Annotated in this window: 10 protein-coding genes; 9 read left to right on the top strand and 1 reads right to left on the bottom strand. The window is 73.1% G+C overall.

The window, feature by feature from the left end:
- Positions 1-10: 10 nt before the first annotated feature.
- From nirB to FH610_RS04670, 9 genes are all read left to right on the top strand, one after another.
- The gene (gene nirB, locus FH610_RS04715; RefSeq protein ID WP_139573012.1) at positions 11-2464 is read left to right on the top strand and encodes a nitrite reductase large subunit NirB; all 2454 of its coding nucleotides are present in this window, start codon (positions 11-13) and stop codon (positions 2462-2464) included.
- Positions 2461-2817, top strand: a complete 357-nt coding sequence (gene nirD / locus FH610_RS04710) for a nitrite reductase small subunit NirD (RefSeq protein ID WP_139573011.1) — start codon at positions 2461-2463, stop codon at positions 2815-2817. Before nirB ends, nirD begins: the two co-directional genes overlap by 4 nt.
- Entirely contained in the window at positions 2814-3977 is a 1164-nt protein-coding gene (locus tag FH610_RS04705; protein ID WP_139573010.1) for a uroporphyrinogen-III synthase, read from the top strand. The genes nirD and FH610_RS04705 overlap by 4 nt, the downstream gene beginning before the upstream one ends.
- Positions 3974-4705, top strand: a complete 732-nt coding sequence (locus tag FH610_RS04700) for a sirohydrochlorin chelatase (RefSeq protein WP_240808763.1) — start codon at positions 3974-3976, stop codon at positions 4703-4705. Before FH610_RS04705 ends, FH610_RS04700 begins: the two co-directional genes overlap by 4 nt.
- Positions 4706-5064: 359 nt before the next feature.
- Positions 5065-7035: an ATP-grasp domain-containing protein gene (locus FH610_RS04690; protein ID WP_205825552.1), complete on the top strand. Its 1971-nt coding sequence runs from the start codon at positions 5065-5067 to the stop codon at positions 7033-7035.
- Positions 7032-8306 carry an ATP-binding protein gene (locus FH610_RS04685; RefSeq protein ID WP_139573009.1) on the top strand — a complete coding sequence of 425 codons (1275 nt, stop codon included), beginning with the start codon at positions 7032-7034 and terminating at the stop codon, positions 8304-8306. The genes FH610_RS04690 and FH610_RS04685 overlap by 4 nt, the downstream gene beginning before the upstream one ends.
- The gene (locus FH610_RS04680) at positions 8303-9616 is read left to right on the top strand and encodes an MFS transporter (protein ID WP_205825551.1); all 1314 of its coding nucleotides are present in this window, start codon (positions 8303-8305) and stop codon (positions 9614-9616) included. Before FH610_RS04685 ends, FH610_RS04680 begins: the two co-directional genes overlap by 4 nt.
- Positions 9616-10293, top strand: a complete 678-nt coding sequence (locus FH610_RS04675) for a TRM11 family SAM-dependent methyltransferase (protein WP_139573008.1) — start codon at positions 9616-9618, stop codon at positions 10291-10293. Before FH610_RS04680 ends, FH610_RS04675 begins: the two co-directional genes overlap by 1 nt.
- A complete protein-coding gene (locus tag FH610_RS04670; protein ID WP_139573007.1) occupies positions 10290-11225 on the top strand; it encodes a PLP-dependent cysteine synthase family protein in 936 nt (311 codons plus the stop codon). The genes FH610_RS04675 and FH610_RS04670 overlap by 4 nt, the downstream gene beginning before the upstream one ends.
- Before the next feature lie 23 nt (positions 11226-11248).
- On the opposite strand, the gene FH610_RS04665 is transcribed toward FH610_RS04670, so the two are convergent.
- The gene (locus FH610_RS04665) at positions 11249-12103 is read right to left on the bottom strand and encodes a PAC2 family protein (protein ID WP_139573006.1); all 855 of its coding nucleotides are present in this window, start codon (positions 12101-12103) and stop codon (positions 11249-11251) included.
- Positions 12104-12130: the final 27 nt, after the last annotated feature.

Here is a 12130-nt window from a genome sequence, read left to right as displayed (position 1 = left end):
CCGTAAGCGGATGAGACTCGTCGTTGTAGGACACGGCCCGACGGCACACCGCCTGATCGAGACGCTCGCCGGCCGGGGCTTCGACGGGACGGTCACCGTTTTCGGGGAGGAGCCCCGCCCGGCCTACGACCGGGTGGCGCTGACCTCCTATCTCAGCGGCAAGAGCGTCGAGGACCTCACCTATCCGGTGCCGGACGGCGTCACGCTCAGGACCGGCGTCCGCGTCACCGCGATCGACCGCGCGAACCGCACCGTCACCACCGACGCCGGCGACAGCGAGCCGTACGACGTGCTGGTGCTGGCCACCGGGTCGGCGCCGTTCGTGCCGCCGGTGCCGGGCCGGGACCTGCCGGGCTGCTTCGTGTACCGGACGATCGACGACCTGGACGCCATCAGGGACGCGTCGCGGGACGCCCGCGCGGGCGTGGTCATCGGCGGCGGCCTGCTCGGCCTGGAGGCGGCCGACGCCCTGCGCGGGCTCGGCCTCGACACGCACGTCATCGAGATGAGCGGCTGGCTCATGCCGCGCCAGGTGGACGAGGGCGGCGGCTCGGTGCTGCGCGGGCACATCGAGGGGCTCGGGCTGACGATCCACACGGGCGCGGGCGTGCGGTCGATCGAGGCCGGCCCGGACGGCCGGGTCACCTCGCTCGTGAAGCCCGACGGCGAGGCGATCGACGCGCAGGTCGTGGTCTTCTCCGCCGGCATCCGGCCGCGGGACGAGCTCGCCCGCGCCTGCGGCCTGGAGGTCGGCGAGCGCGGCGGCATCGTGGTCGACGCGGGCATGCGCACCTCCGACGAGCACATCTACGCGATCGGCGAGTGCGCCCTGGCCGGGGGCATGGTCTACGGCCTCGTCGGGCCCTGCAACACGCAGGCGGAGGTGGCCGCCGAGCGGATCCTTGACGGGCCGGCCGCCTTCACCGGCGCCGACATGTCCACCAAGCTCAAGCTGCTCGGCGTGGACGTGGCCCAGTTCGGCGCCATGTCGGGCGCGCTCGACGTCACCTACATGGACCCCGTGGGCGGCGTCTACAAGCGGCTGTTCATCAGCGACGACGCCAAGACCCTGCTCGGCGGCATCTGCGTCGGCGACGCCGCGCCGTACAACGCGCTGCGGCCGTTCGTCGGCAAGCCGCTGCCCGGCGCGCCGAGCGATCTGCTGTTCGCCGGCGCGGGCAAGGCGTCGGTCGACCTGCCCGACGACGCGCAGGTCTGCTCCTGCAACAACGTCACCAAGGGGAAGATCTGCGCGGCCATCGCCGACAAGGGCCTGACCGACGTGCAGGGCATCAAGGACTGCACCCGGGCCGGCACCACCTGCGGAAGCTGCGTGCCGATGCTCAAGCAGATCCTGGTGAAGTCGGGCGTCGACGTCGGCAAGGCGCTGTGCGAGCACTTCACGCACAGCAGGGCCGAGCTGTTCGACATCGTCAACGTCCGGGGGATCACGACGTTCTCCCAGCTCATCGCCGAGCACGGGACCGGCCGCGGCTGCGACATCTGCAAGCCCGCGGTCGCCTCGATCCTCGCCTCCCTGGGCCGCGGCCACATCCTCGACGGCGAGCAGGCCGCGCTGCAGGACACCAACGACCAGTTCCTGGCCAACATCCAGAAGAACGGCACCTACTCGGTCGTCCCGCGGATCCCCGGCGGCGAGATCACCCCGGACAAGCTCATCGTGATCGGAGAGGTGGCCCGCGACTTCGGGCTCTACACGAAGATCACCGGAGCGCAGCGCATCGACCTGCTCGGGGCCCGGGTCGAGCAGCTGCCCGCCATCTGGCGCCGCCTCGTCGACGCCGGCTTCGAGTCCGGCCACGCGTACGGCAAGGCGCTGCGGACGGTGAAGTCCTGCGTCGGGTCCACCTGGTGCCGGTACGGCGTGCAGGACTCGGTGGGCCTGGCCATCGCCCTGGAGCTGCGCTACCGGGGGCTGCGCTCGCCGCACAAGCTGAAGTCGGCCGTGTCCGGCTGCGCCAGGGAGTGCGCCGAGGCCCGGTCGAAGGACTTCGGCATCATCGCGACCGAGCAGGGCTGGAACCTCTACGTGGGCGGCAACGGCGGTTTCACTCCCCGCCACGCCGACCTGCTCGCGTCCGACCTGTCCACCGACGACCTGGTCAGGACGATCGACAGGTTCCTGATGTTCTACATCCGCACCGCCGACCGGCTCCAGCGCACCGCCGCGTGGCTGGAGAACCTGGACGGCGGGCTCGACTACCTCCGTGAGGTGATCATGGAGGACTCGCTCGGCATCTGCGCCGAACTCGACGCGCAGATGGAGCGGCACGTGTCCACGTACGTCGACGAGTGGCGCGCCACCATCGAGGACCCCGACAAGCTGCGCCGCTTCGTCAGCTTCGTCAACGCCCCCGGCGTGCCCGACCCCTCGATCTCCTTCGAGACCGAGCGCGACCAGATCAAGCCGATGCCAATCTCACTGGAGGTGACCCGCAGATGACCATCCTCGACGCGACGCCGGCCCTTGCCGGCCATTGGACCCCGGTCTGCTCCTACACCGACCTGCTGCCCGAGCAGGGCGCGGCGGTGCTCGTCGGCGACCGGCAGGTGGCGGTCTTCCGCACCTTCGACGGCGCCCTGTACGCCCTGGGCAACCTCGACCCGTTCAGCGGGGCGTACGTGATGTCCCGGGGCATCGTCGGCACCAGGAACGGTGAGCCGACCGTGGCCTCGCCCATGCACAAGCAGGTGTTCTCGCTGGTGACCGGTGTGTGCGCGGACGGCTCCGGCGTCGCCGTGCCGACCTACCCCATCCGAGTCACCGACGGAACCGTGGAGGTGAGCGTGGTATGACCGCGCTGGTGGACGAGACCCCGATGAGCCTGGAGACGGCGCCGGACGCGCTGGCCGGGTTCACGATCGGGGTGACGGCGACCCGCCGCAGCGAGGAGCTGGCCGCGCTCCTCGAACGGCGGGGCGCCCGGGTCGTGCGGGCGCCCGCGATCCGCATCGTGCCGCTCGCGGAGGACGCCGGGCTGCTCGCCGCGACCCGGGCCTGCCTGGAGGCGCCCGTCGACGACGTGGTCATCACCACGGGCGTGGGGTTCCGCGGGTGGATGGCGGCGGCGGAGGGCTGGGGCCTGTCCGCCGACCTGAACGCGCACCTGGGCCGCGCGCGGCTGCTCGCCCGCGGCCCCAAGGCGCGCGGGGCCGTCCGCGCGGCCGGCCTGGTGGACTTCTGGACTCCGGCCACGGAGTCGTGCGAGGAGGTCAAGGAGTACCTGCTCGCGCAGGACCTGCACGGCCGCCGCATCGCCGTGCAGCTGCACGGCGAGCCGCTAGACGGCTTCGTCGCGTCGCTGCGGGAGGCGGGCGCCGAGGTGATCGAGGTGCCGGTCTACCGGTGGCTGCCCTACCGCGACACCTCGCCGCTGCGCCGCCTGATCAGCCAGGCGATCACCGGCTCGGTGGACGCGGTGGCCTTCACCAGTGCCCCCGCAGTGCTGGCCATGCTCGGCGCCGCCCGCGCCGACGGGCTGGAGGACGCGCTGCTCGCCGCGTTCGGCACCCGCGTGGTGGCGGCCTGCGTGGGCCCGGTCACGGCCGGGCCGCTGACCCAGCGCGGGGTGCCGGTCGTCCAGCCCGACCGGGCCCGCCTCGGCGCGCTCGCCCGGACCCTCGCCCGCCACCTGCCGGAAAGCGGCGTCACGCGGCTCGTCGCCGGCGGGCACGAGCTGGAGATCCGTGGCCACGCCGTGGTGGTCGACGGCGAGCTCAAGCCGCTGCCGCCCGCCCCTATGGCCGTGCTCAAGCGGCTCGCGGAGCGCCCAGGGCACGTCGTGAACCGGGCCGACCTGCGGGTCGTGCTGCCCGGCGGTCCCTCCCGCGACTCGGCCGAGCACGCGGTCGAGATGGCCATCACCCGCCTGCGCCGGGCGCTCGGCCCCTCGGGCATCGTCGAGACCGTCGTCAAGCGCGGCTACCGCCTCGCCTGCGGCCGGGACGAGCGGTGACCCCGACCCTCGTGATGGCGGCGCACGGGGCGCGCAGCGGCCACTGGGAGTCGGTCATGGACTCCCTGGCGGCCCGGGTGCGCCGCGGCAGGCCCGGCGCGCCGGTCGAACTCGGGTTCCTGGAGATCAGCGCGCCGCTGCTGTCCGACGTGCTGTCACGGGTGGCCGGGCCGGTCGTGGTGGTCCCCATGCTGCTCGCCGGGGGATACCACGCGCACATCGACCTGCCGGCCGTCGTCGCCCGCACCCGGCCCGACGCGGTCGTCGCCGGGCAACTCGGGCCGCACCCGCTGCTGACCTCGGTGCTGGCGCGCCGCCTGGCCGAGGCCGGCCTGCGGCCCTGCGATGCCGTGATCCTGGGCGCGGCCGGTTCGTCCGACCCCGTCGCGCTCGACGACGTCCGCGCCGCCGCCCGGCTGCTGTCCGTACGGCTCTCGCGTCCCGTCACCGCCGCCTTCGCCTCGGCCGGGACGCCCACGCTCGCCGAGGCGCTTGAGCGCACCAGGGCCGGCCTCGCCCCGCGCGTGGCCGTCGCCTCCTACCTGCTCGCGCCCGGCTTCTTCCACGACCGGGTGGTGAGCAGCGGCGCCGACCTGGTCAGCGCGCCCCTCGGCGTGGACGACGACCTGGCCGCCCTCGTCTGGGCCCGCTTCGACGAGGCCCTCGCCCGGCCCGCCGCGGCCGTCCCGCCCGCCCGCGCGCCGCACCCCGCCGGCACCCGGGCCTGAGCGGACCGCGTCCGCGCCTTTCTCTTTTTTGCCGCGCCGGTCTGTTCGCAGGCCGGCGCGTGCGCATTCTGCGACTCCGTCGCCCGGAGAATTCACCCCCTTGGGCTCGGAGAATTCGGTAGGACGCCTGTCCGGTTGGGGTTGTCGGCCCGCTGATTACCGGTCGAAGGCCGGTCGGGTAGGGGTTGACCTGTGGTTCCAGGGCCCTCACGCTTACCCAATAACCGAGGAAAAAGGGTCCGTAATTCACTGCCCCGGAAATGGCCGTGGGGTACCCCAGGCCAGTGGCGGTCTGCCATTCAATCGATCCGGGCTTTCATTCATGGTTTATTCGCCGAGGTGAATGTGAGGAGGCGAAGATGCCGCATGCCGATTTCAGGTCTTCTCCGCCGCCCCCGGGAAGCGAACGGCAGGAGGGACTGCTGCGCCTCCTGGCCGAGGACCTGCGGACGATCGTCGAGCGGGACCCGTCCGTGCGCGACCGGAAGGAGGCGTTGCTGCACCCGGCGCTCCCGGCGCTGTGGCTGCACCGGGTCGCCCACCGGCTGCACCGGCACGGCAGGCGACTGCCGGCCCGGCTGCTGATGCTCCTCGCCCGGTGCGCCACCGGGGTGGAGATCCACCCGGGTGCGGTGCTCGGGCGCAGGGTCTTCGTCGACCACGGCGCGGCCGTGGTGATCGGGGAGACCGCGGTCGTGGGCGACGACGTGACCATCTACCACCAGGTGACCCTGGGGGCGGTCGGCTGGTGGCGCGACAACCTGCGCGCGGAAGGGGAACGGCGGCACCCGGTCATCGGAGCCCGCGTGGTGCTGGGCGTCGGCGCGACCGTTCTCGGCCCGGTGCGCGTGCGAGACGACGCCGTCATCGGGGCGCGGGCGCTCGTCCTCGGCGACGTGCCCGCCGGCGCGCGCGTCCTCGCCTCCGCCGGGACCGTGTCACCGCCTCGCGCCGGCACGGCCTCCCGTACGGCCCGAGCCGGCCTGCCCCGACCCCCCGAAGAAAGGAATGGATCGATGAATCCGGACAGCACGGTCCTGATAGTCGGCGCCACGGACGAAACCGTGCGCAAGGCCAAGGAGCTGGGCCTGACCGTCCTGCTGCTCCAGCACCCCACCAAGGTCAGCCCCGAGCAGGAGGAGCTCGCCGACGTCCTGCGCGTCCTGGACTACACCGACTGGGCGGCCGTCGAGCCCGTCGCGAGGGAACTGTGGCAGGAGCCGGGGTTCCGCGTCGCGCTGTCCATCACCGAGCCGGGGCTGGAGAACGCGGGACGGGTCAACGACCTGTTCGGCCTGGGCGGCACCGGCTACCAGGTCACCAGGAGGTTCCGCGACAAACTGGCCATGCGCCGCCATCTCGCGTCGGTTCCGGGCGCGGAGCTCGACCCCTCCGCGGTGGCCGCCGCGCCGCTCCTGCGGCGAGAGGACCTGGACTACTTCGGCGCCGTCCACGGCTACCCGTTCATCGTCAAGCCGACCGACGCGACCGCGAGCATCGGCGTCTTCCGGGTCGGGGGGCCGGAGGACGCCGAGCAGGTCTGGGCCACGGTGGAAGGGCTGCGCGGCACCCGGACCGACCGGGTCTCGACCATGTACCTCCTGCGGGACTTCCTCATCGAGGAGTACGTCGAGGGACCGGAGTTCAGCGTCGAGGCGTTCAGCTTCGCGGGCCGCCACGTCGTCGTGGCGATCACCGAGAAGTTCGTGCACGCCGACCGGTTCGCGGAGCTCGGCCACGCCGTGCCCGCCCGGCTGGACGAGCCGGTCCGGGAGCGGATCCGCGCGAGCGTGCGCCGCTTCCTCGACCTGATCGGTCTCAGGGACGGCGTCACGCACACCGAGCTGCGGCTCGGCCCGCACGGCCCGGTGATCATCGAGAGCCACAACCGCGTCGCCGGCGACATGATTCCGGAGCTCGTGCGCGGCGCGTACGGCATCGACCTGGTCGAATATGCCCTGGGCTGGCCGTTCGGGCTGGTCCCCGAGCTGCCGGACCGGCCGGAGGCGCACGCCGGGGCCAGCGTCCGCTCTCTGGTGAGCGAGCCGGGCCGGGTCGAGTCGGTGGAGGGCGTCGCCGACGCCGCGGCGCGGGACGGCGTCCTCGACGTGCGCGTCACCGCCAAGCCCGGCGACACCGTGCACGCGTTGCGCGACAACTGGGACCGGCTCGGCCTGGTGGCGGTGACCGGCCCCGACACGGACGCGGCCGTCCGCCGCGGCGCGGAGGTCATCGACGACGCCATCCGGATCCGGATCGTGGGCGAGGACGGGCGGACCTGGCTCGCGCACGCGGCCGAGGCCCGATCCCTGGCGGAGGTGCCGGCATGAGCGTTGTTATTGTGCACCGCAACCCGCTGGAGCCGTTCCCGTACGACCGCTGGCTGCGCGACCACGAGGGCCCGGTGGTGATCCTCGCCGCCCGTGACAGGTTCGAGCCGTTCGGCGAGCGGATCCCCGAAGGGAACCTCGGCTACACGCACCTGGAGCTCTTCGACCACGACGACGAGGTGGCCGGGCGGGTCGCGCGCCTCGCCGCCGAGTACGGCGCCACGCACCTCATCGGGGAGCACGAGGCCGACGTGCTGCGCGTGGCAGCCCTGCGCGAGGAGCTCGGACTGCCCGGCGCGCGGGCCGCCGACGTGCTGCCGTTCCGGGACAAGGCCCTGATGAAGGAGCACGCGGCGCGGGCCGGCGTGGAGGTCGCCCCGCACGCCGTGCCGCGGACCGCGGCGGACGTGCTGGCCTTCGCCGGCGTCCACGGGTTCCCCCTCGTGGTCAAGAACAGGGCCGGCTTCAACTCCATCGGCCTGCGCATCCTGCGCGACCGGGACGCGCTGACGGCCTTCCTCGCCGAGGCGTACGGCTCGCAGCGGGACGAGCAGCGCGACGACCTGCTGCTGGAGGCGTACGTGCCCGGCCGCATGTGCCACGTCGACGGGCTGGTGGTGGACGGCGAGGTCGTGCTGGCCTGGCCCTCGCAGTACCAGTACGAGCTGGCGTCGTTCGGCACCGACCTAGGCTCCCGGGTCGACCTGGCGCTCGACCCCGGCGACCCGCTCACCGGCCGCCTGCTGGAGCTGACCGGGCGGACGCTGGCGGCGCTGCGGCGGCCCGGCGGCCGGCTGCGCGACCACGCCTTCCACGCGGAGATCTTCCACACGCCCGACGACCGGCTGGTGCTGTGTGAGATCGCCTGCCGGTCCGGCGGCGGGAAGATCCGCGAGGTCTTCCACACCCTGTTCGGGGTCAACCTCGCCGAGTGCTCCATCCGGGCCCAGCTCGGCCTGCCGCTGCCCGACGTGGAGCGGGCCGTACGCCCCGGGCGGCGGCCGGAGCCGGCGCGGATGGCCGGTCAGGTGCTGATGATGAAGCGGCCGGGATTCATCCACGCGCTGCCCGACGTCCCGCGGGAGCCCTGGGTGGAGCGCTTCTGGCTCTACGCGAAGCCGGGCCAGGTGGTCCCGCCCGCCTCGGGCTCGGCCGACTTCCTGACCGTGGCCATCGCCTCGGCCCCCTCCCGGGCGGAGTGCGAGCGCAGGCTGCGCTCGCTCGGCGCGCGGCTGGAGGAGCAGGTGCGGATCGGGGCGGTGCCGTCGTGACCCGTCCGTCGACGCAGGCGCGCTACATGGCCGGAATGGTGGTCGACGCCACCGGCAGCGGCATGTACCTGCCCCTGTCCCTGCTGTTCTTCCACCACGTCACCGGGCTGCCGATCGAGCGGGTCGGCGTCATCATGACCGGGGCGGCGCTGTTCAGCCTGGTCGGCAACCCGATCGCGGGCGTGCTCGTCGACCGCTTCGGCGCGCGGGCCGTCGTCGTGGGCGGCTACCTGGTGCGCGCCGTGGGGTTCGCCGCCTACCCGCTGGTGGACTCGCCGCTGACGATGTTCCTCGCGGTGGCGCTGGTGGCGCTCGGCGACGGCTCCTACCCGCCGTCGATCCAATCGTTCGTCGCCTCGATCGCGCGGGGCGCGGACCGCGACAGGCTCCTCGCCGCGCAGCGCAGCCTGCGCAACGCCGGACTCGGCGCGGGCGGCCTCATCGCGGGCGCCGCGCTCGGCCTGGGCAGCGACGCCGCCTACCGGGTGATCGTCCTCGTCAGCGCCGTCGCGTTCGTCGGCGCCGCGCTGATCCTCCGCACGATCCCTGTTCCCGGCGGCCGGGCTCCTACGGTCCCGCGGGCGGCGACGGATCGGCGGAGCGGGGGATACCGGCTCGTCCTGCGCGATCGCACGTTCCTCGCGCTGACCCTGCAGAACGTGCCGACCGCCTTCGGCTACATGGTGCTGTCGGTGGCGCTGCCCGTCTACGTCACCCAGGAACTGGACGTCCCCGCGTCGCTGGTCGGCGTGCTGTACGCGGTCAACACCGTCGGCATCGCGCTGCTGCAGATCCCGGTGACGCGGCGGCTGATCCGCTATCGGCGCACCCGCACCGTCGCGGCGGGCGCCGCCACGTTCGCGGCGTCGTTCGCGGCGTTCGCCCTGCTGGCCGGGGTCCCCGCGCGGCCGGTCGCCCTGGCCGGGGTCTTCGCCGCGACGGCGCTGTTCACACTGGGGGAGATGCTGCACGGCGCGCCGCTGTCCGCGCTCGTGTCGAGCGCGGCTCCCGAGGAGACCCGCGGCAGGTACATGGCGGTCTACCAGTTCTCCTGGGCGATCCCGATCACGCTGGCTCCGGCCGTGCTGACCGCGCTGCTGAGCCTGTCGCCGGTCTCCATGTGGCTGCTGCTCGCGGGAGGCGTCTCCTGCTCGGCGCTCACCATGCTCCGCCTGGAGTCACGGTTGCCCGCCCGGGCCGTCCACGCGCGGATCCCCGAAGACCCCGAAGACACAGAAGACCCCGAAGACCCGGAAGAGACAGACATCCGTCCCGATGCGACGGCGACACAGAAGGCTGGTGTGGACTGATGGGCAGATCGAGTTGGCATGTGCTGCAGGGAGAGGACCCCGCGTACGCGCTGCCGGAGGCCGCCGGCCAGTGCGGCTGGGTGAGCCAGTTGCGGCCCTTGATCGTCGAGATGAGCCGGCCGGGCGACGTCGTGCTCGACCCGTTCGCCGGCTGGGGGACGACGCTGGTGGCGTGCGCGGTCGAGTCCCGGAAGGGGATCGGCTTGGAGGTCTCGCCGGAGCGCGCGGAGCAGGCGCGAAAGCGCCTGGAGGAGTATCCCGGCCAGACGATGCTGTGCGCCGACGCCCGCACGCCGCCGCTGCCGGAGGAGTCGGTGGACTTCGTCCTGGCGGACCTGCCCTATTTCGGCACCGACCTCGACACCGACTCCTCCGTGGAGGGCCAGTTCTACGCGCTGCGGGACTACGACGATTACCTGAGCGCGCTCGACGAGGCCTTCGCCGCGGTGACGAGGGTCATGCGGCCCGGCGCGCGGGCGGTGCTGGCCGTGCAGAACCGCCGCCTGGCCGGCAGATTCGTGCCGCTGGCCTGGGACGTCGCCCGGGTGCTCGGCCGGCACCTGACCCTCGGCGACGAGCGGATCCACTGCTACGACCGGCCGGTGAGCGACGACGACCCGATGCTGACCAACCGCTCGCACGAATACCTGCTGGTGGCCGCGAAGGAGCAGGCATGATCCCCCTGATCGGCCGTGACATAGCGGCCAGAATCGACGATCTCATCGGCGACACGCCCCTGCTCCGCCTCGCCCTCGACGGCCTGCCCCCGTCCGCCACCGTGCTCGCCAAGCTGGAGGCGGCCAACCCGCTGTCGAGCATCAAGGACCGGGTGGCGCTGCGCATGATCGAGGAGGCCGAGGCGTCCGGGGCCCTGACCCCCGGCGCGACGGTGATCGAGTCGACGTCGGGCAACACCGGAATCGCCCTGGCGGCGCTCGCCGTCAGCCGGGGATACCCGTGCGTCGTCGTGATGCCGGACAACGCGTCGCGGGAGCGCACGCTGATCCTGCGCATGCTGGGCGCCCGGGTCGAGTTCACCGACCACGTCCTCGGCTTCCAGGGATGCGTCGACCGGGCGACGGAGCTGCACGCCGCCGTTCCCGGGTCCTGGTACGCCCGCCAGCACGAGAACCCCGCCAACGTCATGGCCCACTACACGACCACGGGGCCGGAGATCTGGGCCGGCACCGGCGGCGAGGTCGACGTGCTGGTGTGTGGAGTCGGGACCGGCGGCACCCTCACCGGCACGGCCCGCTACCTCCGCGAGCGCAACCCCCGCCTGCGCGTCGTCGCGGTCGAGCCGGAGGGCTCCCCCCTGCTGTCGGGAGGCGCCCCCGGGCCGCACCGGATCCCCGGCCTCAACGGCGGCTTCACCAGCCCCGTCACCGACGTCACCCTCGTCGACGACGTGATCAGGGTGCCGGACGGCGAGGCGGCCGCCATGACCCGGCTCATCGCGGCTACGACCGGGCTGCTGGTCGGGGTCTCCTCGGGCGCGGCGGCGTACGGCTGCGCGGAACTGGCCCGCCGCGAGGACCTGTCGGGGCGGACGATCGTGACGATCTTCCCGGACACCGGTGAGCGCTACCTCAGCTGGTGGCCGGCCTGACCCGTCGACGATGTCCCAGTAGGTCAGCGGTCGGTGCCGCGGTCGCGGCGGCGCAGGTAGCGCTCGAACTCCGCCGCGATGGCGTCGCCGCTGGCCTCCGGCAGCTCGGCCGCGTCCTTCCGCTCCTCAAGCTCCCGCACGTACTCGGCCACCTCGCTGTCCTGAGCCGCCAGCTCGTCCACGCCGTGCTCCCAGGCCCGCGCCTCCTCGGCCAGGTCGCCGTACGGCATCGGGATGTCGAGCATGTCCTCGATGCGGCGCAGCAGCGCCAGGGTGGCCTTGGGGTTGGGCGGCTGGGCGACGTAGTGCGGGACCGACGCCCACAGGGACACCGTCCGCAGCCCGGCGGTGCCGAGGGTGTGCTGCAGCACGCCCACGATGCCCGTCGGGCCCTCGTACTTGGTCAGCTCCAGGTTGAGCGCGCGGGCCATGCCGGGGTCGCTGACCGAGCCGGTGATCGGCACCGGGCGGGTATGCGGCGAGTCGTTGAGCAGCGCGCCGAGCAGGATGGCCAGCTCGATGCCGAGATCGTGGCAGAGCCCGACGATCTCGGCGCAGAACGACCGCCACCGCATGTTGGGCTCGATGCCGCGCAGCAGCACCACGTCGCGCTTGCCGCCCGGCGGGCGGGCCAGCAGCAGCCGGGTCGTCGGCCAGACGATGGAGCGGGTCACGCCGTCGCCGAGCTCGACCACCGGCCGGGTCACCTGGAAGTCGTAGTAGTCCTCGGGGTCCAGCTCGACGAGCGGGGTGGCCTTCCACTCGGACTCGAGGTGCGCGAGCACACCGCTGGACGCCTCGCCGGCGTCGTTCCATCCCTCGAACGCGGCGATCAGCACCGGGTCGACGAGCTCGGGGAGCCCTTCGAACTCGATCACGCGCCGCCTCCTCACTGGCCTTGTGCA

It is taken from the genome of Microbispora catharanthi (assembly GCF_006334915.2).
Taxonomy (GTDB): Bacteria; Actinomycetota; Actinomycetes; order Streptosporangiales; family Streptosporangiaceae; genus Microbispora; species Microbispora catharanthi.
The sequence above is the reverse complement of the archived record's forward strand: the minus strand, read 5'-3'. Positions and strand labels throughout refer to the sequence as shown.

Excerpts from the sequence above, each read along its gene's own strand:
- nirB (WP_139573012.1), top strand. The coding sequence starts at position 11 with ATGAGACTCGTCGTTGTAGGACACGGCCCGACGGCACACCGCCTGATC.
- nirD (WP_139573011.1), top strand. The coding sequence starts at position 2,461 with ATGACCATCCTCGACGCGACGCCGGCCCTTGCCGGCCATTGGACCCCG.
- FH610_RS04705 (WP_139573010.1), top strand. The coding sequence starts at position 2,814 with ATGACCGCGCTGGTGGACGAGACCCCGATGAGCCTGGAGACGGCGCCG.
- FH610_RS04690 (WP_205825552.1), top strand. The coding sequence starts at position 5,065 with ATGCCGCATGCCGATTTCAGGTCTTCTCCGCCGCCCCCGGGAAGCGAA.
- FH610_RS04685 (WP_139573009.1), top strand. The coding sequence starts at position 7,032 with ATGAGCGTTGTTATTGTGCACCGCAACCCGCTGGAGCCGTTCCCGTAC.
- FH610_RS04675 (WP_139573008.1), top strand. The coding sequence starts at position 9,616 with ATGGGCAGATCGAGTTGGCATGTGCTGCAGGGAGAGGACCCCGCGTAC.
- FH610_RS04670 (WP_139573007.1), top strand. The coding sequence starts at position 10,290 with ATGATCCCCCTGATCGGCCGTGACATAGCGGCCAGAATCGACGATCTC.